This is a genomic window from Fictibacillus tiangongensis (assembly GCF_048083785.1).
In the GTDB taxonomy this organism is placed as follows: Bacteria; Bacillota; Bacilli; order Bacillales; family Fictibacillaceae; genus Fictibacillus.
The window spans coordinates 649,545-676,026 of sequence record NZ_CP182294.1 but is presented as its reverse complement, the minus strand read 5'-3'; the positions used below and the strand labels follow the sequence as shown (position 1 = coordinate 676,026).

Here is a 26,482-nt window from a genome sequence, read left to right as displayed (position 1 = left end):
ATTTATGATGAACACACAAGGATTGATCCTTTATTTGATGGTGTCGATGCTTTTTTTTTCCATTGAGAGCAAAACACTACTTTCAATCGAATTATCTGGTATAAAATAAACATATTCACCGAAATAACCGACAAAATACGTATGAACTATAAAAAGGGGTATAAGTATGTTACAAAGTAAAAACTTAAAACAAAAAGTTCTTTCCATACTTGAAGATAAAATACAACTTATAAAAAAAGACGAAGGTGCGATTTATTTAGTTGGTCCCATTCGTCTGCCTGTTAATCTTTATGGAGAAACCGTTGTATTCAACTGGTACTGCTGGTTAGAAGGCTGTGAGCAGACCGAAAACTTTGAAGAAGTGATCGACAAGCTATCTTCTGCCAACCTGGCTGAATATCAACAGTCCAGCGTCTTAGTTTATGGTGATTTTGCGTACAATGATGAGGCACTAATTCGTATGCACTCCATCTGTCACACAGGCGACATTTTTGGCAGCAAACGATGTGACTGCGGATACCAACTAAAGCAATCGATGAAAATGATCGTCGAACATGGAACAGGTGCACTCTTTTATTTAGCAAACCATGAGGGCCGTGGTATTGGTCTATTTAGTAAGGCAATGGCTTACCTTCTTCAGGAAAGTGGACAAGATACCGTAGAGGCGAACGAAAGCTTAGGATTTGTAGATGATTCCAGAAATTACGAAGACGCTATTGAAGTATTAAAAGCACTTCGTTCAAAGCCCGTTACACTCATTACTAACAACCCTAAAAAATTAGAAGCACTTCATCAGGCGGGTCTCTCTGTTACAGCACGAGCTCCGATCTGGGGTGATGTTTCTGAATACAATGAGAAGTATCTGCAAACAAAGATTAATCGATCTGGTCACTTAGATGAAGGAGTATTCACGAATGAGTAGTCACGAATTCTACATGCAGCTCGCCTTAAATAATGCACAAGCGATGAAAGGTCAAACAGACCCCAACCCTCTAGTGGGGTCTGTGATCGTCAATCACAATGAGATCGTTGGGGTTGGCACCCACCTTAAAGCTGGTGAGCCACACGCTGAAATCCATGCCATTCGTATGGCTGGAGAAAAAGCGAAAGGCGGTACGATCTATGTTACACTTGAACCCTGCTCTCACCACGGTAGAACGGGACCTTGTGCTGTAGCGATCGTAGAAGCTGGAATTAAAAAAGTAGTCATCGCTGCATTAGATCCGAACCCACTCGTGTCCGGAACAGGCGTACAAATCTTAAAAGATGCCGGGATAGAAGTTGAAACTGGCATACTTCAAGAGAAATCAGAGCGTATGAATGAAGTGTTCAACAAGTTCATCGTCCAGAAGATTCCTTTCGTAACGTTGAAATCAGGCATCACGCTTGATGGAAAGATTGCAAGCCATGCGAACAGCAGCAAATGGATCACATCACCAGAAGCACGTGAAGATGTTCATAAAATGAGAAATGAAAATCGAGCTATACTTGTTGGCGTGAATACGGTTATCCATGATGACCCGGAATTAACGACTAGAATTCCAAACGGACGTAATCCACTTCGAGTGATTATGGACTCGACACTTAAGATCCCTTTAGAATCTAAAGTTGTAAGAGACAATCAAGCTGAAACTTGGGTATTCACTTCAGAAAAATATGACAAGGAAAAAAAGCTTCAACTCGAAGCTCATGGCGTAAAAGTATTTATAGCTGGTGGTTCACGAGTGGATCCGTATGAAGTATTAAAAACGCTAGGAAGTAATCTGATCTCTTCCCTTTTAATCGAAGGTGGAGGTACGATTAACGCGGCATTTCTAGAAAACAAACTTGTTGATAAAGCGGTTTTCTACATCGCACCTAAACTGATCGGCGGCCAGCATTCACCTTCCTTTTTTGGTGGGACTGGGATCGAAAAGATGTCTGATGCCATACAGCTGCAAAATCTTACAGTTACTCAAATCGGACCTGATTATAAGTTCACAAGTTATCCAAAATACGAATAAGAGGTATATATAAATGAGATTTGGTTTTGACATTGATGATACATTGATTAATCTTCGCCAACATGCTTTTCATATCTACAATAAAAAATTAAAACAAGATGTACCGATTGACGTTTTTGACACGATTGAAACTCTGGAGATTCACGAACCGTTCGGTCTCTCAAAACAGGAAGGCAATCAGATGTGGCTCGATTCTATGGAAGAGATTTATTTTACAGATTGTCCTGCTTATCCTGATGCCATTGAAATCTTGCAAGAACTTCATAAAGAGGGGCATGAAATTTTCTACATCACAGCAAGACCGGCTGAACATTGTGAAGAAACTAAGAAATGGGTCGAGAATGCTGGATTCCCTGTTCAAGAAGGGCGTTTCTTCTGTGGAATGAAAGATGAGGAAAAAATCTATACGATTAAAGATTTGAAGCTGGACTTTTACTTTGATGATAAGCCTAATGTCTTAAATACGCTAACAGAAGAACCTGTTCAGCTTTATGTTAGACATCAGAATTATAACAAAGATCTGGACATGCCCCGTCTTACGAATTGGTCTGAATTAAAAGAGATCATTGAAAAACATAGCGATAAAGAATAGTACGCAGCCGCTGCGTCTATTTTTTTTGGCTTAAATTTGATATGTTAGACAAAATGGAGGTTTTACCGCTATGCTGCTATTTCTATTGCTCTGTTTATTGACAGCAGGTTTTCTTATAGAAATCTTTCAAAAACACATTCTGAAAATAAAAGAACCTGATATTCGTTCACTTTGGGAAGAGCTAGACAAACAAGATTGGTACAACATTCTCATCAGCAATTCTGAATTAGCAGAATGGATCGAGCTCGACAAAAAGAATGGTCTATTGAAAGATCCCTATTATGTTCGGAAAGTGATAGACAAACCCGGGCATCGTGAAGGTTATATTCAATACATAAAATCAAAAATCGATTAAAAGAGGTCTGGCCTATTAAGGCTTGCCTCTTTTTTTGTCCAAGGACTTCCCTTCTTTTCGTCTTATGTGAGAATTCGCAACCTTTTTGAAAACCTCTTCTTTGGAAAGATTTTGAGTACGCATAAACCTTAACTGATTTTAGAATACTAACTCATATTTGAGGAGGTGGGAAAAACATGAGAATACAACCTGGTGTAGCACCCATACATATCTACTTTCTGCTTATCCTTTCTTCCGGTCTTGTGAACCATGTGCTGATTATACCTGTTATTCTTTCAGCTTCTGGAAGAGACGCTTGGGTCAGTATCCTCGTATCCATTGTTCCTTATCTATTATTTATATTACTTATTGGATCTGTTTTAAAAAAGTTAGGCAATCAAAAGTTTACATCATACGTAAAAGCGAAGCTCGGGCCTATCCCCTTTTATCTCCTTACCGTTATTTTTATTCTTTACTTCTATATGAATGCAATCATAACATTTCGAGACACAATCACTTGGACAAAAACAAATTATTTAGCCAATACGCCTTTAGCCGTACTCGCCCTCCTATTGGGAGTTCTTTGTTTCTTTGGCACGTTTAAAGGGCTTCAAGAACTAGGGATTGTGTCTATGCTCCTTTTACCGTTGGTCGCAACGTTAGGCATTTTTATTGCTGTTGGAAATCTTCAACATAAAGACTATTCGATGCTTCTTCCGATAGCTGAACATGGTTGGACTCCCATAGTGAAAGGCGGGACTTATGTTCTATCGGGGTTAACCGAATTAAGCACGCTCTTGTTCCTTATTCATTCAACAAAAAAGCAATTAAAGTGGCGTCATATCTTTCTTGTCGCCTTTGTCCTTATGGGTTTGATGCTCGGGCCAACGATGGCAGCCATCGCTGAATTTGGTCCTTATGAAGCGAATAATCTGCGTTATCCTGCATTTGAACAGTGGAAACTTTTAACCATCTCCAAAGAAATTACTCGTATGGATTTTTTGTCTATATTTCAATGGATATCAGGGGCTTTCATTCGAATAAGCTTGCTCATGCTATTAGTTTGGAAGCTGTTTGAAACAAAAAAACACAAGATTTGGATTATTGGAGCCATGTATGGATTTGCAGTTGCATATGCACTCGCACCGGTATCAAACATTACGATCTTTAACTTTTTATATGATTACTTTTTTCCTGTACAGCTATTTATCATCTTGCCCTTGATCTCCATAATCTGTATTGTCGTATTGCTGAAGAAATGAGGAGTCCATCATGAAGTTTTTAAACAAAAGAGAAAAAGATTCTTCAAAAACAGATGAAGTTTTATCTTGGTTTAGTGAGAACAACGATATCATCGTGAAAAAAGACATATGTAATGAATCAATAGATACATCGCCCATCGTCATGTTCTGTAAAGGTGTAACAGATATCTATCTACTCGAAGAAAGCCTGCTTCCCTATTTAGAAAGTGTGCTGAGCCGTAATGAACCACTGGATCGTAACACACTAGGCATACGATATGTAGTTCACGAGATGATGATTGATACTGAAAACAAACAAAAAATCGAGCATGCTATTTTTTCAGGTCACGTGCTTATCATGATCGCCAGCACAAAAATGCTCTTCTCTGTAAATCTTTCAAAAACACCTAATCGCTCCCCAGAAGAATCCAATACTGAAATTTCGATCAGAGGTGCACGAGATGGATTTATTGAAGACTTAGAAACGAATTTTGCGCTCATTCGCAAACGCCTTAAAACATCTTCCTTGCACAGTAAATCCTTTACTATTGGGAGAAGAACTCAAACGTCTGTTTCCTTACTCTATATAAACGATATCATTGATCCTGATCTGCTTAAACGTGTTGAGCAAAGGATTTCAAAGATTGATATCGATGCCCTAGTTTCAAGCAGTGAACTAGAGGAAGAATTATCTGATAGCATGTTCTCTCTCTTACCCTTGCTTCATAACACAGGAAGACCAGACCTAGCTGTTCAATCCCTTATCCAAGGAAGATTTATTATTATTGTGGATGGCTCCCCTACTGTTTTAATCGGTCCAGCTTCCCTTGGGATTACTTTAAAATCACCAGAAGATGCTCATGCCAGTTTTTATATGGTTTCGTTCGAAAGATTATTACGTTTTACGGGTCTATTTACCACGATAACTTTACCAGGACTATGGGTGGCTTTAACCACATTTCATCAAGATCAGCTTCCTTACCCGTTGCTCGCTACATTGACACTTTCTCGAACCGGACTTCCACTCTCTTTACCTTTAGAAATGTTTATTATGGTCACCTTATTTGAACTTTTTAAAGAAGCCGGAGCAAGATTACCAAGAGCCGTAGGTCAGACCGTCGCCGTTTTAGGTGGATTAATCGTAGGAGACGCTGCTATTCGCGCGGGTCTTACCTCTCCAACAACACTCGTAATCGTTGCGATTACAATGATCGCAAGCTATACCTTTGTAAACCAGTCACTAAGCGGCAATCTGCTATACTTAAGGATTTTCACTTTGATCATGTGTGGCATGTTCGGTCTATTTGGTTTTTTTATAGCAATGTTAAGTTTGTTTTTAATGCTGAGTTCTCTCCGTTCCTTTGATTATCCATACTTGGCTTCATTTGCAACACCGAACGCAGCAGATACATTCAAAACGATATTAAAAGCGCCGTTCCCACTCAACAAAAAACGTTCAGCATCAATGTTTCCAAAAGACATAACCCGTCAAGGTGATGACAATGAAAAATAGGAAGATTTTGATTGTACTTTCGATTATGACTTTTCTACTTACAGGATGTTGGGGCGCAACAGGAATTGGAGACCAGCTTTATATAGAGGGGCTAGGGATTGACTATAAAGATGGTAAATTTATTGTCTATACAGAATCTGCTGTTTTCTCTTCTATTGCAAAACAAGAAGGCGGCGGTGGTCAGAGTGGTGAGCAGCCTGTATTGGTGGGGAAAGAAGAAGGTGAAAGTATTACGATGGCTTTTAGAAAATTAGAGAAAACCTCTCAATACCCTCTTTATTACGGTCATGTACAGTTCATTCTGTTAAGTGAAAGAGTAATCAACGAGAAACTGAATGTAGTCATTTCTCACCTAGGTCATGATCCACTTATTAGACAAACATCTTGGATATATGGTACATCAGAAGATCTTGATGATGTATTGATTACAAAAGCGCCATTTAAACAAGCACCTCTTTATAAAGTCATGTTTCATCCAGAAAACATGCTGGTTCGAAACCATTCTGTAAATCCAATAAGTATGCAAATGCTCTTTAGAGATGGAAACGAGCCTTTTGGGTCAGCCATTATTCCTAACATCAAAATGACTAAGGGTAAGTGGAATGAAGATGAGGACAGCCCCCATTTCCCAAACATTAGCGGAGGATTTGTCGTACAGAAGATGAAGCCAAAAGGTAAGCTTACTCATACAGAGTTACTCGGGTTAGAATGGGTAACGAAACGAAAGAAAGAGAATAAGATGGAAATCCCTCTAGGAAATACGGTAGTTGAGTTAGAAGTAAAAGGATACAAAGTACGCCTGAAAAAACCAGTTGAAAATGAACTAAAATACACCTTAGAGGTTAAGGCAAAAGCAACTATTGATGAGAATTTAAATGTGGACCCAAAGCAAGAACTAGAGAAGCAGCTCGCAAAAAAGATTAAGAAAGAGATTAAAGAAACATATGCTCATGGTCTTTCCATCGATAGCGATCTTTACAATTTAACTCGTTCTACTTATCGAAGATCTCCCTCACTCGTTAAAAAGTATGCACTTCAAAGTGACTCTTTAGATTCAGTAAAAGTGTCCGTTCGTATCGTTCATTCAGGCAGTCAAAAGTATAAAAAATAAACTAGCATGCAAAAAGCGTGCTAGTTTTTTTGTTTGATACTCTCAATCGCTTGTCTCACATTCGCGAACGTTTTTATAGAAGAGAAATCAATACCTTCTGATACGGCATTTATAGCTAGCTCTGGACGTAAACCTGTTATTGATACATCGATACCAAGTAATCCAAGAACACGGTACACATTGAAAATATGCCCTGCTACCTCTGAATCCATGACAACAATTCCTGAAAAGTCCATAATCAAACATTCAACTTGAAGTTCAGGAATTTTCGGGAGTACTGCGTTCATCAGGTGTTCGGTACGGTCAGCATCGATGGTTCCGATTAAAGGTAATACAGACACTCCATTCTCAATAGGAACGACTGGGGTAGAAAGTTCCCGTAGTTCTGATCTTGTTTTCTCTAAGATTTCTTGTGATTTCCGCTCAAATGCCAACACGGTTTCATTAATACTCACATCCAGCATGTGATGAACCCGCTTTAAGATTAATACAACATCCGCAGTTGAAAGTTCGTGGTCTAAACTAATCTGAAGAATGAAATCAGCGAACACCATCCGAGTATCTGGATAACGTATTAATATTTCTGAAATACGATGATGCTTAGCTGCCGATCTCTCCCCGTTTAGTCTGCTCCAATTCAACAGCTCCTCAGGTATAGATCCTTCATCACAATCGATCGAATCACTTAAAAACGTTAAGAATTCCACATACATCTGTCTAGCTTGTTCAATATCTTCTTCACTTACTTGAAACCCGAATTTGGAAATAATATCATCAACGATTTTATTAGCCAAGTATTCAGCGTTTTCATTTAAATAATGAGCAACCGTTAATGTAGATCTCACTTTTTTCACTCCATCTCGCCATTTAGTATCGATCTATTGCTTCTTCAATAATTGTAACATTAAAAAAACAGGAAATGCCTAAACTGTGAAATTATTAAAACGATAGCGATTGCGTAAATTATTAAGATTTTGTAAAGCTTATTAATTATGGGTTGTTAGGGTAGGTTAATCATGTTACTTTGATATCGAATCTCGATATTGGTTATCGATATCAATAAAAAAATGAGGGGGAAGTTCATTCTTGGAAGATAAAATACTGCGTAAATTATTTCTTGGGTTTATTCAAATACACATTCTGCATCACGCTCTTGAACATCCAATCTATGGTGTATGGATGCTTGAAGAGCTTAAAGAGCATGGCTATAACATAAGTACTGGTACACTGTATCCTATTCTTCATTCAATGGAGTCTGATGGTCTCTTGATCAAGGAAGAGAAAAAGGTAGAAGGAAAGATCAGAAAGTACTACACCGCTACTGAAAAAGGCAAAGTCGTCTTAACTGAAGCGAGAGCAAAAGCTTATGAGCTGTTTAAAGAAATCAACGAGTAAGAGGTGATCATACATGATAGAAAACAAAAGTTTACTTAAAACACTATTAGAAATTCTTATGGTTTCAACAAGGCTCGGTCTCACTTCTTTTGGTGGACCCATCGCGCACCTAGGTTATTTTCATGAAGAATACGTAAGAAAACGCAAATGGATGGATGAAAAAAGCTATGCAGACCTTGTGGCATTGTGTCAGTTTCTCCCTGGGCCTGCTAGCAGCCAAGTGGGAATCGGAATCGGTGTTATGCGAGGAGGCGTATTAGGAGGAATCGTATCCTTTATCGGCTTTACTTTCCCTTCCGTTATCGCGCTCATCATTTTCGCCCTTATCCTTCAAGGATTAAATGTTTCTGATCTCAGCTGGATTCATGGATTAAAGCTCGTAGCCGTTGCTGTTGTGGCACATGCCATTTTAGGAATGGCTGAAAAGTTAACACCAGATTTAAAAAGAAAAACCATCGCATTGTTCGCTTTAATCGGAACACTATTGTGGCAGACTGCGTTCTCTCAGGTGGGTGTCATCCTATTAGCAGGCATATTAGGATTCTTATTATACAGAGACCAAACAGATAACGATGAAACAAAATTTGAATTTCCAATCTCAAAAAAGTTTGCCGTAATCTGTTTGAGTTTATTCTTTGCGTTACTTTTTCTGTTGCCTCTCTTAAGAGATGTGACTTCTAACAGCTGGATTGCGGTCTTTGACAGCTTCTATCGTTCTGGATCACTTGTGTTCGGAGGCGGACATGTGGTTCTTCCATTGCTTGAACGAGAATTCGTACCATCCGGCTGGATCAGTGAAGAAGCATTTTTGGCCGGTTATGGAGCAGCACAAGCCGTCCCTGGTCCTCTGTTCACGTTTGCAGCCTACATTGGGGCAGTGATGAACGGATGGCAAGGTGGATTACTGGCAACGGTCGCAATCTTCCTACCTGCTTTTCTGTTAATCTTAGGCGCTCTTCCCTTTTGGAACATGCTTAGACAGAATGCAAAAATTAAAGGTGCTTTAATGGGAGTCAACGCTGCTGTGGTTGGAATTTTAATCTCCGCCTTCTATCAGCCTATCTGGACGACTACGATTCTTAAACCGATAGACTTTGCATTTGCAGCAGTACTGTTCAGCATGTTGGTATATTGGAAACTGCCTCCATGGGTAATCGTTTTATCTGGTGCAATTGGCGGTTTAATGATGTCATTCTTATAAAATGAATTAAACGTTTGTTTAAATTTCTAAAAAGAAACTGCTTGAGTTCTTATTGAACGAAGCAGTTTCTTTTCTATTTTAATAATCTTTCTCTACACAACTTCTACATAAGTGTCCTTTATGCTAGTTATATGTTCATAAAGTTCTTAGGAAGAAGAATACTAACACTAGCCCATAAAGGAGGTTTTATTAATGAACAAACTATTTATTACGATGTTTCTCTCATTCTCACTTGTTCTTTCAGCATGTGGAAAAGATGAGCCAACAAAAAAGAGTGAAGAAAGTCAAGATCATGCAAATCATGGAGAGATGAACCACTCAAGTTCTGGTGAAGTCCCTGAAGGACTTAAGGAGAAAGCAAATCCAACATATGAAGTTGGAAGTAAAGCGGTTATTCATGCAGATCATATGAAAGGTATGAACGATGCAGAAGCTACAATCGTTGGTGCATATGATACAACCGTATATACCGTAAGTTACACACCTACAACAGGTGGAAAAAAAGTAGAGGATCACAAGTGGGTCATACACGAAGAGATCAAAGAAGCAGGTGATAAACCGCTAACTTCAGGAACAGAAGTTATCCTCGAAGCAGATCATATGAAAGGTATGAAAGGCGCAAAAGCTACAATTGATTCTGCTGTACAAACGACCGTCTATATGGTCGACTATACACCTACAACAGGTGGAGAACGTATTAAGAACCACAAATGGGTAACAGAAAGCGAGCTATCTAAGGAAAAATAATATTTTTTTCGACAAAAACACATGAATATCAAAAAAGCCGGCGTCCCAAATCACGCCGGCTTCCTTATCTGAAAAATTTTATTTTCATCTCAGTACCTTGCTTGTACTCCCCATTTATCCAAATCTGTCCTTCGTGAGCTTCAACAATTCTTTTTACAATCGTCAGCCCGATTCCGCTGCCACCATGTTCTCTGTTCCTTGATTTTTCTCCTCGATAGAATCGTTCAAACACGTGTTTGTTCTCTTCTTCTGGAATGCCTATTCCCGTATCTCGTATAGTTATCAAAACTGATTCGCTATCAACATGCGTTACAACAGTAACTTCTCCTCCTCTAGGCGTATACCTTAACGCATTGCTGAACAGGTTCATAAACACTTGAGACATTCGTTTGGCATCCATATTTAATTCAATATCACTATCCAATTCACTTCGAAGTAATATCCCCTTTTGTACAAATGCTCCTGATACGGCATCCACACTTTTTATGATGATATGGTTTAGTTGTTGTGTTTTCTTATTTAATGAGAACTCAGGTGCCTCCATGGCTGTTAAATATTCAAGATCCTGCACGATTGTTATCAGTCGATCGATTTCACCTGTTAATGACTGTATACGGGCTGTAGTGGGCTCGAAAATCCCATCTTCAAAAGCCTCTAAATGACTTTTAATCGTCGCTAATGGAGTTCTGAGCTCATGAGCAATATCTGAAGTCATATTTTTACGGTAAGTCTCCTGTAATTGTAGTTTAGCGGCAAGCTGATTTAGAGAGTTACCCAGGTCATTGAGCTCATCATCTCCAAGTGACTTTACTCTGACTTGAAGCTCTCCCTTAGCCATCTTTTCTGCCGCTTTTCTCATCTCTACCATAGGTCTTGATAAGTTCTTAGCCACAAAATAACTAATGATACAAACTAACAGAATAGCACCAAGCGATGTCCAAAGAACGGAACTTAACAGCGCCTTTTCAAAGTGATGCGTTAAAGGCTCTATACTATTGAATTCCGGTACATCTTTTTGAAACATCGTAAAGTGAAAATGGACTTCGTACATGATGATAAGACCCGCAATAATGAGAATGGATGACGCTGCCAAAATAAAAATAAGTGTCAGCCTTGCATGCAGACCTTTAAACATGTCTGCCTCCAGTAAACTTATACCCTACCCCAAACACTGTAACGATATAACGTGGGTTCTTAGGATCAGTCTCAAGTTTAGATCTTAAATTTTTGACGTGTTGATCGATTGTTCTGGTGTCACCTTCATAATCGAACCCTAAAATCTTCTCCACTAATTCCTCTCTCGAAAAAACACGATTTGGATGTCTGCAAAAAGTCAGCAATAGTTTATATTCATTCGGTGTAAGGTTGACAAGATCTCCATGAATGTACATTTCTTGTTTACGAGCATCGACTTTAAGTTCCCCTTTGTTATATGTAATCTGCTCAGCCAATAAGCCCTCATCACCTGTTCGGCGCAATATCGTTTTAACCCGTAAAACAAGTTCTCGCGGGCTAAAAGGTTTCACCATATAATCGTCAGCACCGAGCGATAACCCATTGATACGATCATCTTCACTCACCTTTGCAGTCAACATTAATATAGGTAACGTATGTGTCTGCCTAATTCTCTGACAGAGTGCTTCTCCGCTCATATCTGGCAACATAAGGTCAAGAATCACAAAATCTACAGAGTTATTTTTTATAAGATGAATCGCATCATTAGCAGTAAGAGATTCTAAAGTATGAAACCCTTCCTTCTTTAAGTATGAAGAGACAACTTCCAAAAGCTTTGGTTCATCCTCCACGATCAAAATGGTTTTCACGATTATTACTCCTCCAAAAGTTAGATTACTTGTATTATAACGAAGAATTCACGGCATAAATAAAAAATGAACTGCTCTGGAGCGCTAGCAGTTCACTTTATTTCTTAAGTTAACCTCGCTTTTCGGCTCACTCTGCAAACCAGCCTCATCAATCCTCTATGTGCTACAGGAAATAGTGTAAAAAAAACATCCATCGTTTTACGCATCGGCATAGGGCATATGATAGGCTTATTTTTATGTATGCCATCGATTGTTAGTTTTGCTAGTTTTTCTGGAGACATCATCTTTTGTTTTTGAAATTGTTTCATGATCACATCTTTATTTATCTGAATAGCCTTTGCTTTCTCAAAAATAGGTGTGTCAACAAACGTTGGACATAGAGTGCTAACTTTAATGTTGAATTCTTCTGCCTCATAGTGAAGGGAAGTTGTTAACCCAACTACTGCATGTTTCGTTGTCCCATAGGCTGCCGAAACGGGAGATGGACCTAGGCCAGCAGCTGAAGCTTGTGTTTACGATATGGCCAAATCCTTGTTGTTTCATTACTCGATATCCTGCATTAGTTCCGTGGATAACTCCCCAAAGATTAACATTCATAATTGTTTTCCAGTCATCGAGAGTCATATCGTATAATTCACCATACATCGCGATGCCAGCATTATTAAACAGATAATCTAATCTTCCAAACTCCGTATATACTTCTGTAACAGTATTCTCTACACTTGCTGCATCCGTTACGTCTAAAAATTGAAATCTTGTATTTTTAGATCCATTGTTTAGTTTCTCTTCAACCCCTATACCTAATTCATGATTGATATCCGTGATGATGACAAACACGTTTTGTGAGACGAGCTCCTCACAAAGTGCGTAACCGATCCCCGAAGCTCCACCTGTTACAATCGCAACTCTCCGCTCATCCATCGAACCAACCACCTTTGTTACTTATTTTTAACTATGATTACTTCAATGCATCCTTTTCAATAAATTGATGTTGATCAATGATTGCTGCATATTCATCTGCAACAATTTGAGCGCCTTTACTGTTCAAATGAATGCCATCAAGTGTCAGATGCAACCCACGTTTCTTTGACAACTGATCGATTCTTGATGTTTTTTTATAAAAAAGAACATCTTTTATAACTGTTAATACTTTTGTACTGATATAGTCGGAACTCTTTATTGAAGAGAGGTGGTTTTCAAAAACGGTGTGTAGATTAAGTATGGAAACATTTCTATGTTTGTGAGCGATGGATGTAATGAGGGTATTCAATTGTTTAATCTCTTGATTTGAGACATTATTCAGATCCTCACCAACTATTGCTGGAGTAACCGTAATTACAACTTTTGAGGAAGATAAGACACACTCTAAATTTTTTTGATAATACGCTTTAAACTCTTCATGATCTTCTGCAACAGGTTGTGCTTGAACACTTAGTAATTTCGAATAGACATCATTAACACCAATCCAAAGGAAAGCAAGATCAAAGGTTTCTAACTTCTTTTTTGTTAGGCGGCTATGCAAGCTTTTAACAGACTCCCCCGGTTTGCCTAGGTTTACAAACGTCATGTGGGGATATTGTTTCTGTAAGAGTATAAAAAAAGAAACACCAGGTCTTCCTTCTGTCAGACTGTCACCGATTAATCCGATTCTCATACCGTTTCCTCCTTATTTGTGGATGGATCCTAAAAAAATACTTACAGCATTCTTAAAAAGCCGCTCTAAGCTATGAAGTTCCTGAGTATTTGTAAGCTGACAAAGTCCACCAAGCCATGTGCCAATCAACACCGTCCATTCTTCAACATTGCCTTTCTTAAATTCTCCTTCTTCTATCCCTTGAACGAGAATTGCACGATAAGCACCCATTGGAATGACCGCTAATTCGTATAGCTGCTTAATGGATTCTGGACTAGATTCAGGATTGGAAGCAAGCTCTTGTCCTCCTTTTAAAAGAGGAGTTTGGTAATTATAAAGAACATGCAATGCCATTCCATAAAGCTTATCGGATGCACAAGTAAATTCAGGTTCTTTATACATCCACTTCAAATACCATTCCTTCATTGTTCGTTGAGCTAATAATACAAACAACTTTTCTTTATTCTCAAAATGATAATAAATGTGTCCTTTGCTATATCCAGTAGCTTTTGAGATATCAGAAACCGAAGTTTGTGTGTAGCCTTTTTGCGAAAAGAGTAAAAAGGCTTTCTCCATTATTTCGAGTTTTGCTGTTTCACTGTTGTATCTTCTTTTACTCACTGCTTTAATTCCTTTCATAATTCGAACGATCGTTCTAATTATATTATACATTTTTTAACAGTTGTTGAAAATGCATTTTTAAGACATTCACAAAATTGTAAATATTATCAAAATAACCACCCGAATGAGGGTGGTTGCCAAATATGCACTATAAAATTTCCATCTGTAACCTTCTCTTCCTTTTTACATATTACATGTATAAGGGGGAGATCACTTTGCTTGCAAACAATCGATATCGTACGGTCTATCATGGTACTACATTATTTGCTGCTAAGCTTATCCAACAAAACGGTATCTGGTTAGAAGCACAGAGGTTGAGAACTGACTTTGGTCAAGGCTTTTACGTAACTTTCAATAGAGAACAAGCAAAATCTTGGTCTTACTTTAGAGCAAGAAACAAGCAGCTCTCACCCCGTATACTAGATTTATTAAATCTCACTGAGTCAGATTATTTAAACCACCCTGATACAAAGATTCCGGCTTATTTAGCATTCTCAGTTGATTTACATGCCCTGCAAAGATTACAGGGCAGGATCTTCCCTTTACCCCACGATGAAAAATGGAAATTAAATAAGGATGATTGGAAGGACTTTGTAAAAACGTCCCGTAAAGGAATTAAGCATGGTTACGACTTTGTATATGGTCCTGTTTGGAGTGGACATTTTAACAGTACAGGTGAAATAAAAGCATCTCCATTTAAAGAACAACTTTCATTTCATAACAATAGAGCTCTACATTGTTTATCAAGTCCGATGATTATCAAACTCCCACCAAAAAAGTGGATGAACAGTTCAGAATTGAAAAATCACGATCAAGAAGCGTTTATATCAGAAATCGGTAAAAACCTTATGATAATAAGTCCAATGAAAGAAAAACAAGCCTATCCCTTCATAAAAAAATTCTTGATGACTCATTCATTCTCAGATTTCCATTCCCATGAAACGGCACTTTACTGGGCATTCTCTATCTTCTATCAATCCAAAAGGATATGGATTGACGAATACGAATGCTGTCTTGATTCCATCATTCAAATCTAATCGTACTCTTTCTCAAAAATTCCTTATATCTATTTCCATCTGTAAAATGGGTAGAGATAAAGAGCTTTAATCCATTTTGATTGTCATATCCCTCAAAAAAAGACACATCCTCTTTAATAGCTAAAAAAGTTTTTGGAATACGCCGGTGTGTATGTTCAATAACATGCCTTGGTATAGATCGCCCCGTTTTTTTAGCTCTGATTGCTTCTCTTTCTATTGCAACATCAACAGGAACATCTACGATATATACGATTACTTCAAATCTTCTTTTTTGTAAGCTGTTCACTAGAGATACATATTTACCTGTTTTCGCCATCGTTCCTTCTAGCAGGAACGACCTTTTTGTTTCTAACATGTGATGGACTAACTTTTCGGAAATATCTACCGATTCTTTATGAACAAGTGCAGCGGCTGAGCTGGGAAATTTTTTTTGATACGATTGATATTCAGGGATACATTTTTTTATTTCGTCCGGGTCTATTGTGATTAACTGTCTTCTCTTCTTTTTTATGTACTGTTTCATGATACTTTCACACAAAGATGTTTTACCAGAAGCACTCCCTCCTCCAACTAACACAGCGATCGGAGGTTGAAGGTTATCCATTTTTGATCGTTTAATAAGTGTAGCTATAATTTTTTGATGCAGAGCTTCTCGTTCTTTCGTATACGTATCATTGTCATCGGAAAAGGTGACTTTCGTTTCTTTAAAAGGCATACCTCTTTCTTTTGAAGAGATAAACATTTTCAAGATCCAACTCCACATCCCTAGTTCACCTCCAAAAAAAGAATCCCCTATCAATAGGAGATTCTTCAAAACGGACATTTATGTTTAATTAAGACTAAAGTTAGCTATTTTGTCTGCGTTTTCGTATATAAAGGATGACAACAGAAACAAAGAGTAACGCCAAAACAGCATAGATGATTTTGGAGTAAACGTCCATATACCCTACAATGACTTCCCATGACGCTCCAAAATACGCACCTAGATTAACAAGAGCGATGTTCCAAATTAGCGTTCCGAATGTTGTAAGAACTAGGAATAAACCAAAATTCATATTGGACATGCCCGCTGGAATAGAGATTAAGCTTCGAATCAACGGAATGAAACGACAAAAGAATACCGTCCATGGTCCATATTTATCAAACCACGCATCTGCTTTGTGAATATCCTTCTTTGTTAATCGAAGGATATGTCCCCATCTGTCAACAATCTTCTCCATACGTTCCACATCAAGCTGCAGTCCTACACCATATAAAATCACCGCTCCCAAAACAGAACCCACTGTCGCGGCTAAAATAACACCTACTATATTTAAATCTGAAGAGTGCGTCATGAACCCTCCAAAAGTTAAAATGATCTCAGATGGAATCGGAGGAAATACGTTTTCTAATGCGATTAACAGTAGAATTCCCCAATATCCAAACTCGTTCATAATATTGATTAACCAATTCTCCATAACTAACTCCTTTGTTTCTATAACTAAATTGCGAAGAACAATTACTGCTTTTTTATAAAAAAGACGTGCAGAGCTTGCACGTCTTCTTTGATTAGTTTATAGATTCTTCGTTTTTCACATTTAATACTTCAAGTGACTTAACATGATACCCATCGATCTCTAAAATCTTGAAACGATAGTTTTCTACTGAAACCTCATCGCCCATTTTGATCTCCATCTTCTCAGAAAGAATCCATCCACCGATCGTATCCACATCTTCATCGTTAATGTTTAGACCAAAAAGATCGTTCACTTCTGAAATCAATACTTTACCGTCAAGAATTGTTCTGTTTTCATCGATCTTTTTGATATCAGGCACTTCATCCTCATCAAATTCATCTCGAATTTCGCCTACGATTTCTTCAAGAATATCTTCAACTGTAACAAGTCCTGAAGTACCACCATATTCATCGATCAAGATCGCCATATGAACACGTTCTTTCTGCATTTTTAACAATAGATCATGAATAGGCATCGTTTCAAAAACCTGAATAACAGGTCTTACATACTCTTCGAGTGAAGCATCTGGATTCTTGCCGTTAACGAAGTCTGTTAATACTTGCTTCATGTTTACCATACCGATAACACTGTCTTTATCTCCATCTATGATCGGATATCGAGTATAGTTCTCTTCTGTTACAACAGCAATGCTTTCTCTAACTGTTTCTGATTTATCGAGTGTTACCATATCAACGCGAGGTACCATGATTTCTTTAGCGGTACGGTCGTCGAATTGGAAAATATTATTTACATATTTAAACTCTGACTGGTTGATCTCACCGCTTTTATAGCTCTCAGAAAGAATGAGTCTCAACTCTTCCTCCGAGTGAGCAAGTTCATGTTCAGATGCAGGCTTCAAACCAAACCATCCTGTAAAAATACGCGCAGATCCGTTCAATGTTTTAATAAACGGATACATGATCTTATAGAAAAACATGATTGGCTTTGCAATTCTTAACGTAACAGCTTCCGCCTTTTGAATCGCAAGTGTTTTTGGTGCCAGCTCTCCAATAACTACGTGTAAGAATGTAATTAAAGCAAAGGCGATAATAAACGATAAGATACTTGAAACAGACTCAGACAGATCAAACTCTACAAAAAGAGGATGCAACAAGTGCTCTACCGTTGGCTCTCCTAACCACCCTAATCCTAATGCTGTAATGGTTATACCAAGCTGACAGGCTGAAAGGTACTCGTCGAGGTTTCCGACAACCTTTCTAGCAGCTACCGCTTTCGTATTTCCTTCTGCAACGAGTTGATCCAGTCTTGTTGTACGAATCTTTACAATCGCGAATTCGGTAGCTACAAAAAAAGCAGTCAACGCGATTAAAATAGCTACCATAATTAAGTTAATAATCTCCAAATGTTCTCCTCATGGTTACATGAACCACAAGGAATACACCTCCCAGGTTGTATAAATAGTTTAGATCGTTTAACACGAAGAATATCTTTCAACTATTATTTACCCGAAAAGTAAAAGTAATGAATGCGCTAAAGTCATGCCTTGAGGAGAGACTTTATTTAAGAGCAGTTCTCTTTGCTTATCGTTTAAGCTCTCCATGATCGGCTTGATCTCCTTGATTTCTGCCTCTAGGTGTTTCATGAGCTCTGCGATTTGGTCCACGTACTTCTCGACCTGTTCATTTTCAGTACTTTTCAATTTGACTAGTTCAATCACAGACTTGATTTCAAGCAAGGGCATGTTCAGCTTCTTATAATGCTCGATCAACCCTAATACATGAATCGTCTCTTCGTCATATAATCGATAATTCGAATCCGTTCGAAGAGGCTGGAGTAAACCAATCTGGGAATAATAGTCGATGGTTCTTTTAGATACATTTGTTACCTCTGCTAGTTCACCAATACGATACGCCTTCCCAATATCCTCACCTCTTCCTCTTGATAATTACATACAATGTACAACAGCCAAAACCATACAGTCAACTGGACAGTTCTACCTGTCACGAAACGTTCAAAAACGAATGGATGTTACGTAGACTTTGTTGTTTGTGAAAGACGTTGATTTCCGATTCAGATACTCGCTTTCCGCGGGGCAAGCGGTGAGCCACATTCGTACATTTCACTCTTAAGTGTCTCATCTGTCTGAATACAATGGCGGGGTCAGTATTCAAATGGTTTAGAATGGGGGTTGCTTGTTAGGCCTGAAAAAGCTACTTCAACTTGTATGTTCTCATTCATAAAAAAACATCCCTAAATTAGGAATGTTTTTTAGCAGTATATGTGGATTGATTTTTGTTATTTTATACGCAACAATTGTTTTGATCTTTACCATTCTCCGTTTCACAACATACTGTTTCTTCTCTATCATTTACTTCAACAATTTGAACGCTGCAGCAGTTAGCTTCTTTTTCATTTTTGTTTCCGAAGAAAATTTTTATGAAACTCATTAATCTCACCTCCTTTCAAGCTTTGTGAAAGATCTTAAACAAGATAGAAAATAAAACCAGAGATTGTTGACATGGTAATCACAGATAGAACAAACATAATGACGAGTTCTTTCTTGAAAATGGACTTTAAGAGAACAACCTCTGGAAGGCTGGCACCAGCTGATGAGATCATGAGTGCCATAACTGGGCCCAGCGCCATTCCCTTTGCGATCAGAACCTGAGATATCGGAATCATGCTCGATAGCCTGATGTATAAAGGGATTCCTACAACAGCCGCAATCGGAACGATCCACCAGTTATCGCTGCCAAACGTACTCGCAATCCAATTTGTTGGTACCAATCCATGAATAACAGCTCCAATAGCTGCTCCGAGTATAAGATAAGGATAGACACTCTTCATCAAATTCATTGTTTCTAAAAGAGCCACTTTCACATCAAGCTTTTTTGTTTCTTCTTGATAACCTGACATAACGACGTTCTTTACTGATTTCTCAAATCCTAATGCTTCAAGTGCAAAACCGATGATCACAGAAAATACCGCTGTGATGATGGTGTAGAGGATCGTTACTTTCCACCCTAATAACACTCCCATAATAGTGATGATCGTCGGATCAAGTACGGGTGAGGCGAACAGAAATATCATCACTATGGAAAAAGGCATTTTCTTTTTTAACATGTTCACAACAACTGGAATGGTAGAGCAAGAACAAAAAGGTGTTACAAAAGCAAAGAGTAATGCGAATCCTGCTGCTATTCCTTTGTTTTTGCCGCCTAAATATTTCTCCACTTTTTCATAAGGGATATACGACTGAAGTAAATTGATGACGAATGAGATTACAACAAATAGAACGGTAAGTTCTAAAGCGATACTTAAAAAACTTTTAAAGGTTTCCATCCACATGATTTTTCTTCTCCTTTTTTAATCAACACAGCAAACTTGATTTGATAGTGTTTTTCTCTTTACAAAGGGAGACCTAATAAAAGTGTTTGATTTTATTTGTTTTGGTCTGCCATTTTCCTTAACAAACTGTTCCATTTCTCTTTTCTTCAATTTAAGCATCTTTTCCAGATAATAAATATTCATAAAAGTCATCCTCCTTTAACATCAAAAAAAGTTGATATATAAATCAAAAAAAATTGATGTTTTATGTAAAAATGAAGCACTACAAGTGTAGTACGTCATTTAACAACATGATGGTAAAAACACACAGCATAATTGATCTGATAAAATTCCTTTAAGTTCACTTACATTCAAAGAATAATAGTTCCAGGTACCTTGTTTTTCCTTTTTTATTAAGTCTGCTTCTAAAAGGATTTTTAGATGATAAGATAGCTTTGATTGCGGCATGTCAATAATCGGCGTAAGATCACAAACACATACACTTTCTTTAACTGCCAGGATATTGATAATTTGCAATCGCTGCTGATCAGCCAGTGCTTTAAACTTTTGTTCATATTTTTCTAAATCTTGGTTAGTTGCAGTAGTTATATTGTTCAGTAAAGGAATTTCTTTATTCATTTGTATCACTCCTAACATCAAAATTATTTGATGTAATTTCATTATATCCTTTATTTACTAATTTGCAACTATTAAATCAAAAAAATTTGTTTTTCATATTCCAACGGCTTTACTTCTACGTTCCAGCAAGATGACGTCACGCCACACTCCGTTCATCTCACCAATTCTTTCTCTTGTACCCACTTCTTTAAATCCCCATTTTTTATGTAGAGCTATACTCGACTGGTTTTCAGGAAAAATCCCTGCTTGTAATGTCCAAATGCCATTTTTCTCACTATCTTCAATGAGAATTTTCATAAGAGAGCTTCCAAGCCCCTTTCCTTGGTAATCAGGATCTACATAAACGCTTACCTCAGCAACTCCTGCATATACACACCTGCTTGATATAGCACTTAAGGCAGCCCATCCTGATACTCGATCGCTAGAACGAACAACGAAACGACAACATGATAAATGACTTTTATCCCATTCATTCCATGAAGGAGCTTCCTGCTGAAAGGTAGCATTACCTGTAGCGATGCCTTGTAAATAGATGTTTCTTACATGTGTCCAATCATTGGTATGCATATTATCTATAAAGTAAGAACTGCACATACTATTTCAACTTCCTTTCAAACTATTTGTATTAAAAATAGCAAAAAACAAACTTGTTTGCTGAGTTTATATTTTCTTGTACAGAAAAAAAGCACACTTTTTTAAGCGTGCTTTCCTCGTTAACATTAAACACTTGTTTAATTTATAGATACTTCCGATGCACCGTCTTCCCATCATACGTAAACAAAACGGGCTTCTGTTCAATTCTCGTCTCCATATGAACAGGACGACCCCATAAATAATGAAGATGCGGCAATACTTTTTCGAGATATTTCACATCCAGCTCCATATCTTCAAAGCTATGATTGAGATAGAGTTCTCCGTTCTTCATATAGTCGGCGTCGTTGACTGTTATATAGGGAAATCCTCCGTTTACCCTCATCCCTACAAGCTGATCACGAACTTCTTCCCACTGCTTATCAACTACCTTATATTCCTTGCCTTGCTTTTGAAACAGATACATATCTTCCCGCTGAGCGAGATCTTTCGTTAAATAGTTTCGGATAAACGACATGTCGGATTCTAGTTCACGGACTTCAAACATCTTCTCTCGTCCTGAGCCTGGTTTCACTCCTTGTCTGATTAACTCTGCATCAGGGTTGTTGTAGCGATCTTCAATGTCTTTAAAAATTTGTAAGCCTAAGTAATACGGATTGATCGATGTCTTTGAAGGTTGCACAACACCTGCGTTCAGTTTCGCGAACTCAATGGTCTCGTGTGAAGTCAAATCCATCTCTTGCAGGATCTTTGCGTGCCAATAAGATGCCCAGCCTTCGTTCATGATTTTCGTTTCAAGCTGTGGCCAGAAATAGAGCATTTCTTCTCTCATCATGGAAAGGATATCACGCTGCCATTCTTCAAGCTCGCGGCTATATTGTTCGATAAATAACAAAATGTCCTTTTCAGGTTGTGGTGGAAATGATTTTTTCTTCTTCAATGCTGGTTTTGGAACTTTCTTGTCATCGAGTTTCCATAGGTCATCGTAAGGTGTTTCTTTTTTAGGCGTAAGATCTTCCTCATCTTCAAATACATAATTTAACTTGTTTCGCACAAGTGACGGATCGATATGCTCTTGTATGGCGAGAACAGCGTCTAAGAACTGTTCGACCTCTTTTTTGCCGTATAAATGTTCATATTGAGCGACTCGTTCAGCTGTAGCCGTCATGCATTCAACCATGTCTCTTCTCGTATTGGAAAAGCGAACATTGTTCTTAAAGAAGTCACAGTGTGCAAGGACATGCGCAATGATTAATTTATTCTGAATCAACGAATTCGTATCCAGTAAGAACGCGTAACACGGATCTGAGTTAATAACGAGCTCATAGATTTTACTCAATCCTAGATCATACTGAAGCTTCATTTTGTGGAACTGTTTCCCGAAACTCCAATGTGAGAAACGGGTTGGCATTCCGTACGCACCAAATGTATAAATAATATCGGCAGGACATATCTCATACCGCATCGGGTAAAAATCAAGGCCAAAGTGGTCAGCAATCTCGGTAATTTCAGCTATTGCTTTTTCTAGCTCCTTATTTTGCAAGTCCCAGTTCATATTTTCCCCCTCCTGCTATTTCCTTACTTTTAACTGTATGAAACAAAACAGGCATTCATGAGAAAACAAGTGAAATATTGGACGGGTTTCATAAACTTCTTTTATTCAAAGTAAAAAGGGGAATCCATTTTCACGAATCCACCTTGTTTTTTACCTTGCTTCATATATATCTAACATGCACGACCATCCAGAACAATCTTGTGGCGTTCGTAGATTATTAATCCATAACGTTTCAGGTGCATCTAAACCTTCTTTTACCATTACTTTTGCACTGTGGGTTTTTGTACGAATCCATGTCAGTTGTTCACCTGGTAATGTTTTTGGAAAAACATCTGCTTCCCCCCGTCCTGGATTCGTTAATCTCTTTCCACTTCCGTCTTTTATTTTCACACTGACTAAGAAAGGCTTTGCCCTTTTTTCCTGGGGTACCCCATAACCCCATTCAATCTGACGGCTTACTATGATGTTCTTATCATTCAACCAAGTAAAATCGCCGTCCGCATAACCGGTATAACTTAAATTTATTTCTTTACCGCTCTTAGGATTCCATACCGTCAATCGTTTATTTTCAGATGCCAGTCTTCCGATCCCTTTAATATAGCCGAGCTGTTTTGTATTCGGCGACCAGTTGAACCAGTTCGGCTGATCCAACATGTTTCCAATCATACGAGTTTTAGAGCCGTCTAAAGAAACAACCATTAACGTGTTGCTGTCTGCCGACATGGATGCTGTTGGACATGCGATGAACGCAAACCACTGATCATCCATCCCCCACTTGAATTCTGTAGTACCTATAGCAAAGAACGTCTCACTCATCTCAGGGAGCGTAGTAATGTTCTGTACTTTTTTCAAATCTCCGTTTGCATTTAAAGGAACATAAAAAAGTCGAACTGAACTCCAGCCATCAGGCTCTAAATTTGCAGAAGATGAGACAACAAATCCTCTCCCGTCAGGTGTCCAACTGTAGTTTCCTGTGCCAAGGATGACATTTTGAAAGGATGAAGCAGGTCTCGTTAGGTCAATTAGATTTAGTACACCACCACTTTTCCAAGCAAGCTTGGATTCTGTCGGAGACCATCTCGTCAAACTCACATCGCCATCGAATACTTTTCTGTTCAAACGCGTTACACGGTTATACACCCATAGCTCTTTCCCTTTACGTGCTTTATAACTGATGTAGGTTCCGTTGCTTGAGAACGTTGGATGAGTAAGACTTGAACTTTCTACAAGCTTTCTTTCTAATTCACCTTCTTTAAGCCAAAGTCCGTCATTTCTTATAAATGCTGCTCTTCTATCAGAAGCTTCTGCAAAGTTTGTGTGGCTTATTACTATACTAATTAGGATCAATCCAAAAATAAAAAGACGTTTCACATGATCACCTCATTAGTAACATGAGCGAAATAAAGAAAATCATACTAAAAAAGCTCAGGAACTATGAAGTTCCTGAGCTTGGTATAAACTTATTCTCCTGTTTCAGCAAAGCGTTTGATACGTGCTGCGATCTCATCGCGAACGCGTTGGAATTCACTCCACTCTTTTCCTGCTGGATCATCGAATCCCCAATGCTCGCGTGTTTTGTGAGGTGGAGTTGCTGGACATACATCGTTTGCATGACCACATAGTGTTACGACTAAGTCTGCTTTTTCTAAAATGTCTTTGTCGATCACATCTGATGTTTGATTCGTAATGTCAATATCCACTTCTTTCATCGCTTTGATTGCGTTTGGATTCACACCATGTGCTTCGATGCCTGCTGAGTATACGTCATATTTATCACCAAGGTAGTGGTGTCCAAATCCTTCTGCCATCTGAGAACGGCAAGAATTACCTGTGCAAAGGAAATAGATGATTGGTTTAGCCATTTTGTAAAACCTCCTGTAGTAAAGAACTTCTTTCGAGACCATCATAATATAAGTATATCCTTATATCAATATTTATTTATATATTCTTTGACATTTTATATAAACATATGGTTATATACTAATGAGGTGAAGTCAATTATGGAACTTGATCAGTTAACGGAATGTTATAAAGCAATGGCAGATAAAACACGATTGAATATATTAGCATTACTCCGCCACGAAGAATTATGTGTATGTGAGTTAGTTGATATCTTAAAGATGACACAGCCTAGTATTTCACAGCACTTAAGAAAATTGAAGCAAGCTAAACTCGTTAAAGAAAGACGTAACAGCCAATGGATCTTCTACTCCATTGATGGGGAAATCTATCCATTCATTAAAGCAAATTTAGATGCATTGCCCGATATGTCAACTAAGATTGAAGAGTTAAAAGCTTCAGGTGGAAAAGTTTGTTGCTAACTTAGAATTACATAAATAGGGGGGATTCTTATGGACAGCACGGCATTGATGGCCTTCGCTGTATTTTTAGTTACGATAATTTTTGTTATCTGGCAGCCACGCGGACTTTCCATCGGTTGGTCTGCGACCGTTGGAGCTATCATCGCACTTATTCTTGGCGTGGTTTCACTCGCAGATGTGTGGACGGTTACCGGTATTGTTTGGAATGCTACATTAGCTTTTGTAGCGATCATACTCATATCAATTATTCTAGATGAGATCGGTTTCTTCGAATGGTCCGCCTTGCATATGGCGCGACTTGCAGGTGGAAATGGTAAAAAAATGTTTGCCTATGTGATCCTGCTTGGAGCTGCAGTTTCAGCATTTTTTGCAAATGATGGAGCAGCATTAATTCTGACTCCTATCGTTCTTGCTCAAGTTCGGGCATTGAAATTAAAAGAAGCCATGATATTACCGTTTATTATGGCAAGTGGGTTTATTGCAGATACCACATCTCTACCGCTTGTCGTCTCAAACTTAGTAAATATCGTGTCTGCAGATTTCTTTAACATCGGATTCGTTGAATATGCAAGCCGCATGATCGTGCCGAACTTCTTTTCACTGTTCGCTAGTATGCTTGTTTTGTTCCTTTTTTTCAGAAAAGATATACCGAAGAACTATGATCTCTCTCAGCTCAAGCAACCAAAAGAAGCCATTCGAGATGAGAAGCTGTTCAAGCTTTCATGGATCATACTAGCAGTTCTATTAATCGGGTATTTAACGAGTGAATTCATTGGTGTGCCTGTCTCATTCATTGCAGGAGCTGCAGCTCTTTTCTTTATCATCGTTGCTCGTAAAAGTCCTGCCATTCAAACAAAAAAAGTAATCAAAGATGCACCATGGACTGTTGTTGTCTTTTCAATAGGAATGTATGTAGTCGTTTATGGTCTTCGTAATGCAGGACTTACAGATATGCTAGGCAGCTGGATTCAAGTGATCGCTGATCAAGGATTGTTCGCTGCTACAATTGGAATGGGTTTCTTGGCGGCTATATTATCATCTGTTATGAACAACATGCCAACGGTTATGATCGATGCACTAGCAATACAGGGAACGGATACATCAGGAGTTATTCGTGAAGCATTGATCTACGCGAATGTCATTGGTTCTGATTTAGGACCAAAGATCACACCGATCGGTTCATTAGCCACTCTTTTATGGCTGCACGTCTTATCGAAAAAAGGTGTAAAGATCACATGGGGCTATTATTTCAAAGTCGGAATCATTTTGACTGTCCCAACACTTTTCATAACGCTTACCGGCCTTTATTTATGGTTGTTGTTACTATCTTAAAAAGAAGGA

Annotated in this window: 30 protein-coding genes and 1 pseudogene; 13 read left to right on the top strand and 18 right to left on the bottom strand. The window is 38.3% G+C overall.

The genetic code is table 11. The features are described from left to right. The first annotated feature begins 166 nt into the window (after positions 1 to 166). The 7 genes from ACNJYY_RS03830 to ACNJYY_RS03800 all read left to right on the top strand — a co-directional run bounded on the left by ACNJYY_RS03830 (position 167) and on the right by ACNJYY_RS03800 (position 6,794). Positions 167 to 922 (top strand): GTP cyclohydrolase II, encoded by a 756-nt coding sequence (locus ACNJYY_RS03830; protein ID WP_416730623.1) that lies wholly within the window; start codon positions 167 to 169, stop codon positions 920 to 922. Next, positions 915 to 2,003, top strand: coding sequence for a bifunctional diaminohydroxyphosphoribosylaminopyrimidine deaminase/5-amino-6-(5-phosphoribosylamino)uracil reductase RibD (gene ribD, locus ACNJYY_RS03825; protein WP_416730622.1), 1,089 nt, complete (start codon positions 915 to 917; stop codon positions 2,001 to 2,003). Before ACNJYY_RS03830 ends, ribD begins: the two co-directional genes overlap by 8 nt. Positions 2,004 to 2,016: 13 nt before the next feature. Continuing rightward, the gene (locus tag ACNJYY_RS03820; protein ID WP_416730621.1) at positions 2,017 to 2,595 is read left to right on the top strand and encodes a 5' nucleotidase, NT5C type; all 579 of its coding nucleotides are present in this window, start codon (positions 2,017 to 2,019) and stop codon (positions 2,593 to 2,595) included. Between the two features lie 70 nt (positions 2,596 to 2,665). Further along, on the top strand, positions 2,666 to 2,950 hold the full coding sequence (locus ACNJYY_RS03815; protein ID WP_416730620.1) for a hypothetical protein: 285 nt from the start codon (positions 2,666 to 2,668) through the stop codon (positions 2,948 to 2,950). A gap of 176 nt (positions 2,951 to 3,126) precedes the next feature. After that, positions 3,127 to 4,191 carry a GerAB/ArcD/ProY family transporter gene (locus tag ACNJYY_RS03810; protein WP_416730619.1) on the top strand — a complete coding sequence of 355 codons (1,065 nt, stop codon included), beginning with the start codon at positions 3,127 to 3,129 and terminating at the stop codon, positions 4,189 to 4,191. Between the two features lie 10 nt (positions 4,192 to 4,201). Next, a complete protein-coding gene (locus ACNJYY_RS03805; RefSeq protein ID WP_416730618.1) occupies positions 4,202 to 5,683 on the top strand; it encodes a spore germination protein in 1,482 nt (493 codons plus the stop codon). Beyond that, entirely contained in the window at positions 5,673 to 6,794 is a 1,122-nt protein-coding gene (locus tag ACNJYY_RS03800; RefSeq protein WP_416730617.1) for a Ger(x)C family spore germination protein, read from the top strand. The genes ACNJYY_RS03805 and ACNJYY_RS03800 overlap by 11 nt, the downstream gene beginning before the upstream one ends. A gap of 20 nt (positions 6,795 to 6,814) precedes the next feature. Here ACNJYY_RS03800 and ACNJYY_RS03795 read toward each other — a convergent pair whose 3' ends face one another. Continuing rightward, on the bottom strand, positions 6,815 to 7,639 hold the full coding sequence (locus ACNJYY_RS03795) for an STAS domain-containing protein (protein ID WP_416730616.1): 825 nt from the start codon (positions 7,637 to 7,639) through the stop codon (positions 6,815 to 6,817). A 241-nt stretch (positions 7,640 to 7,880) separates the two neighbouring features. Here ACNJYY_RS03795 and ACNJYY_RS03790 point away from each other — a divergent pair, with 241 nt between their 5' ends. The 3 genes from ACNJYY_RS03790 to ACNJYY_RS03780 all read left to right on the top strand — a co-directional run bounded on the left by ACNJYY_RS03790 (position 7,881) and on the right by ACNJYY_RS03780 (position 10,137). Further along, a complete protein-coding gene (locus ACNJYY_RS03790) occupies positions 7,881 to 8,189 on the top strand; it encodes a PadR family transcriptional regulator (protein ID WP_416730615.1) in 309 nt (102 codons plus the stop codon). Positions 8,190 to 8,202: 13 nt separating this feature from the next. Further along, entirely contained in the window at positions 8,203 to 9,390 is a 1,188-nt protein-coding gene (locus ACNJYY_RS03785; protein ID WP_416730614.1) for a chromate transporter, read from the top strand. A gap of 192 nt (positions 9,391 to 9,582) precedes the next feature. Then, positions 9,583 to 10,137, top strand: coding sequence for a YdhK family protein (locus ACNJYY_RS03780; RefSeq protein WP_416730613.1), 555 nt, complete (start codon positions 9,583 to 9,585; stop codon positions 10,135 to 10,137). Positions 10,138 to 10,201: 64 nt separating this feature from the next. On the opposite strand, the gene ACNJYY_RS03775 is transcribed toward ACNJYY_RS03780, so the two are convergent. From ACNJYY_RS03775 to ACNJYY_RS03755, 5 genes and pseudogenes are all read right to left on the bottom strand, one after another. Beyond that, on the bottom strand, positions 10,202 to 11,272 hold the full coding sequence (locus ACNJYY_RS03775; protein ID WP_416730612.1) for a sensor histidine kinase: 1,071 nt from the start codon (positions 11,270 to 11,272) through the stop codon (positions 10,202 to 10,204). Next, complete coding sequence (locus ACNJYY_RS03770) at positions 11,265 to 11,960, bottom strand: response regulator transcription factor (protein ID WP_416730611.1); 696 nt, start codon at positions 11,958 to 11,960, stop codon at positions 11,265 to 11,267. Before ACNJYY_RS03770 ends, ACNJYY_RS03775 begins: the two co-directional genes overlap by 8 nt. Positions 11,961 to 12,064: 104 nt before the next feature. Next, positions 12,065 to 12,881, bottom strand: a pseudogene (locus tag ACNJYY_RS03765) (SDR family NAD(P)-dependent oxidoreductase). A gap of 37 nt (positions 12,882 to 12,918) precedes the next feature. Beyond that, complete coding sequence (locus ACNJYY_RS03760) at positions 12,919 to 13,614, bottom strand: SGNH/GDSL hydrolase family protein (RefSeq protein ID WP_416730610.1); 696 nt, start codon at positions 13,612 to 13,614, stop codon at positions 12,919 to 12,921. A gap of 12 nt (positions 13,615 to 13,626) precedes the next feature. Then, complete coding sequence (locus ACNJYY_RS03755; protein WP_416730609.1) at positions 13,627 to 14,214, bottom strand: TetR family transcriptional regulator C-terminal domain-containing protein; 588 nt, start codon at positions 14,212 to 14,214, stop codon at positions 13,627 to 13,629. A 215-nt stretch (positions 14,215 to 14,429) separates the two neighbouring features. Here ACNJYY_RS03755 and ACNJYY_RS03750 point away from each other — a divergent pair, with 215 nt between their 5' ends. Next, a complete protein-coding gene (locus ACNJYY_RS03750; RefSeq protein WP_416730608.1) occupies positions 14,430 to 15,251 on the top strand; it encodes a DUF3990 domain-containing protein in 822 nt (273 codons plus the stop codon). Here the strand turns inward: ACNJYY_RS03750 and ACNJYY_RS03745 are convergent. From ACNJYY_RS03745 to arsC, 12 genes are all read right to left on the bottom strand, one after another. Next, positions 15,238 to 16,014: a zeta toxin family protein gene (locus ACNJYY_RS03745; RefSeq protein WP_416730607.1), complete on the bottom strand. Its 777-nt coding sequence runs from the start codon at positions 16,012 to 16,014 to the stop codon at positions 15,238 to 15,240. The two genes, ACNJYY_RS03750 and ACNJYY_RS03745, sit on opposite strands and share 14 nt — an antisense overlap. Before the next feature lie 82 nt (positions 16,015 to 16,096). Then, complete coding sequence (locus ACNJYY_RS03740) at positions 16,097 to 16,708, bottom strand: DedA family protein (RefSeq protein WP_144703044.1); 612 nt, start codon at positions 16,706 to 16,708, stop codon at positions 16,097 to 16,099. A gap of 91 nt (positions 16,709 to 16,799) precedes the next feature. Beyond that, positions 16,800 to 18,110: a hemolysin family protein gene (locus ACNJYY_RS03735; protein WP_416730606.1), complete on the bottom strand. Its 1,311-nt coding sequence runs from the start codon at positions 18,108 to 18,110 to the stop codon at positions 16,800 to 16,802. A gap of 99 nt (positions 18,111 to 18,209) precedes the next feature. Beyond that, entirely contained in the window at positions 18,210 to 18,611 is a 402-nt protein-coding gene (locus ACNJYY_RS03730; protein ID WP_416731797.1) for a MerR family transcriptional regulator, read from the bottom strand. A gap of 397 nt (positions 18,612 to 19,008) precedes the next feature. Next, positions 19,009 to 19,155 (bottom strand): hypothetical protein, encoded by a 147-nt coding sequence (locus ACNJYY_RS03725; protein WP_416730605.1) that lies wholly within the window; start codon positions 19,153 to 19,155, stop codon positions 19,009 to 19,011. 34 nt (positions 19,156 to 19,189) lie between these two features. Further along, entirely contained in the window at positions 19,190 to 20,056 is an 867-nt protein-coding gene (locus ACNJYY_RS03720) for a permease (RefSeq protein ID WP_416730604.1), read from the bottom strand. Positions 20,057 to 20,074: 18 nt separating this feature from the next. Further along, a complete protein-coding gene (locus ACNJYY_RS03715) occupies positions 20,075 to 20,239 on the bottom strand; it encodes a hypothetical protein (RefSeq protein ID WP_416730603.1) in 165 nt (54 codons plus the stop codon). A 99-nt stretch (positions 20,240 to 20,338) separates the two neighbouring features. Next, positions 20,339 to 20,674: an ArsR/SmtB family transcription factor gene (locus ACNJYY_RS03710; RefSeq protein WP_416730602.1), complete on the bottom strand. Its 336-nt coding sequence runs from the start codon at positions 20,672 to 20,674 to the stop codon at positions 20,339 to 20,341. A 93-nt stretch (positions 20,675 to 20,767) separates the two neighbouring features. After that, a complete protein-coding gene (locus ACNJYY_RS03705) occupies positions 20,768 to 21,268 on the bottom strand; it encodes a GNAT family N-acetyltransferase (protein ID WP_416730601.1) in 501 nt (166 codons plus the stop codon). Between the two features lie 142 nt (positions 21,269 to 21,410). After that, positions 21,411 to 22,820 (bottom strand): SpoVR family protein, encoded by a 1,410-nt coding sequence (locus tag ACNJYY_RS03700; protein ID WP_416730600.1) that lies wholly within the window; start codon positions 22,818 to 22,820, stop codon positions 21,411 to 21,413. Positions 22,821 to 22,970: 150 nt separating this feature from the next. Next, a complete protein-coding gene (locus tag ACNJYY_RS03695; protein WP_416730599.1) occupies positions 22,971 to 24,191 on the bottom strand; it encodes a hypothetical protein in 1,221 nt (406 codons plus the stop codon). An 89-nt stretch (positions 24,192 to 24,280) separates the two neighbouring features. Further along, entirely contained in the window at positions 24,281 to 24,682 is a 402-nt protein-coding gene (gene arsC / locus ACNJYY_RS03690) for an arsenate reductase (thioredoxin) (RefSeq protein ID WP_144703067.1), read from the bottom strand. A 138-nt stretch (positions 24,683 to 24,820) separates the two neighbouring features. Between arsC and ACNJYY_RS03685 the strand changes: the two genes are divergently transcribed. After that, positions 24,821 to 25,141: an ArsR/SmtB family transcription factor gene (locus ACNJYY_RS03685; protein WP_416730598.1), complete on the top strand. Its 321-nt coding sequence runs from the start codon at positions 24,821 to 24,823 to the stop codon at positions 25,139 to 25,141. A gap of 30 nt (positions 25,142 to 25,171) precedes the next feature. Then, positions 25,172 to 26,473 (top strand): arsenic transporter, encoded by a 1,302-nt coding sequence (locus tag ACNJYY_RS03680; RefSeq protein ID WP_416730597.1) that lies wholly within the window; start codon positions 25,172 to 25,174, stop codon positions 26,471 to 26,473. The last annotated feature ends 9 nt before the right edge of the window (positions 26,474 to 26,482 follow it).

Bases quoted from the DNA above. Each gene is read 5' to 3' on its own strand.
- ACNJYY_RS03830 (WP_416730623.1), top strand. From the start codon at position 167: ATGTTACAAAGTAAAAACTTAAAACAAAAAGTTCTTTCCATACTTGAA.
- ribD (WP_416730622.1), top strand. From the start codon at position 915: ATGAGTAGTCACGAATTCTACATGCAGCTCGCCTTAAATAATGCACAA.
- ACNJYY_RS03820 (WP_416730621.1), top strand. From the start codon at position 2,017: ATGAGATTTGGTTTTGACATTGATGATACATTGATTAATCTTCGCCAA.
- ACNJYY_RS03815 (WP_416730620.1), top strand. From the start codon at position 2,666: ATGCTGCTATTTCTATTGCTCTGTTTATTGACAGCAGGTTTTCTTATA.
- ACNJYY_RS03810 (WP_416730619.1), top strand. From the start codon at position 3,127: ATGAGAATACAACCTGGTGTAGCACCCATACATATCTACTTTCTGCTT.
- ACNJYY_RS03805 (WP_416730618.1), top strand. From the start codon at position 4,202: ATGAAGTTTTTAAACAAAAGAGAAAAAGATTCTTCAAAAACAGATGAA.
- ACNJYY_RS03800 (WP_416730617.1), top strand. From the start codon at position 5,673: ATGAAAAATAGGAAGATTTTGATTGTACTTTCGATTATGACTTTTCTA.
- ACNJYY_RS03785 (WP_416730614.1), top strand. From the start codon at position 8,203: ATGATAGAAAACAAAAGTTTACTTAAAACACTATTAGAAATTCTTATG.
- ACNJYY_RS03780 (WP_416730613.1), top strand. From the start codon at position 9,583: ATGAACAAACTATTTATTACGATGTTTCTCTCATTCTCACTTGTTCTT.
- ACNJYY_RS03775 (WP_416730612.1), bottom strand. From the start codon at position 11,272: ATGTTTAAAGGTCTGCATGCAAGGCTGACACTTATTTTTATTTTGGCA.
- ACNJYY_RS03760 (WP_416730610.1), bottom strand. From the start codon at position 13,614: ATGAGAATCGGATTAATCGGTGACAGTCTGACAGAAGGAAGACCTGGT.
- ACNJYY_RS03745 (WP_416730607.1), bottom strand. From the start codon at position 16,014: ATGTGGAGTTGGATCTTGAAAATGTTTATCTCTTCAAAAGAAAGAGGT.
- ACNJYY_RS03740 (WP_144703044.1), bottom strand. From the start codon at position 16,708: ATGGAGAATTGGTTAATCAATATTATGAACGAGTTTGGATATTGGGGA.
- ACNJYY_RS03725 (WP_416730605.1), bottom strand. From the start codon at position 19,155: ATGAGTTTCATAAAAATTTTCTTCGGAAACAAAAATGAAAAAGAAGCT.
- ACNJYY_RS03720 (WP_416730604.1), bottom strand. From the start codon at position 20,056: ATGTGGATGGAAACCTTTAAAAGTTTTTTAAGTATCGCTTTAGAACTT.
- ACNJYY_RS03715 (WP_416730603.1), bottom strand. From the start codon at position 20,239: ATGAATATTTATTATCTGGAAAAGATGCTTAAATTGAAGAAAAGAGAA.
- ACNJYY_RS03710 (WP_416730602.1), bottom strand. From the start codon at position 20,674: ATGAATAAAGAAATTCCTTTACTGAACAATATAACTACTGCAACTAAC.
- ACNJYY_RS03705 (WP_416730601.1), bottom strand. From the start codon at position 21,268: ATGTGCAGTTCTTACTTTATAGATAATATGCATACCAATGATTGGACA.
- ACNJYY_RS03700 (WP_416730600.1), bottom strand. From the start codon at position 22,820: ATGAACTGGGACTTGCAAAATAAGGAGCTAGAAAAAGCAATAGCTGAA.
- arsC (WP_144703067.1), bottom strand. From the start codon at position 24,682: ATGGCTAAACCAATCATCTATTTCCTTTGCACAGGTAATTCTTGCCGT.
- ACNJYY_RS03685 (WP_416730598.1), top strand. From the start codon at position 24,821: ATGGAACTTGATCAGTTAACGGAATGTTATAAAGCAATGGCAGATAAA.
- ACNJYY_RS03680 (WP_416730597.1), top strand. From the start codon at position 25,172: ATGGACAGCACGGCATTGATGGCCTTCGCTGTATTTTTAGTTACGATA.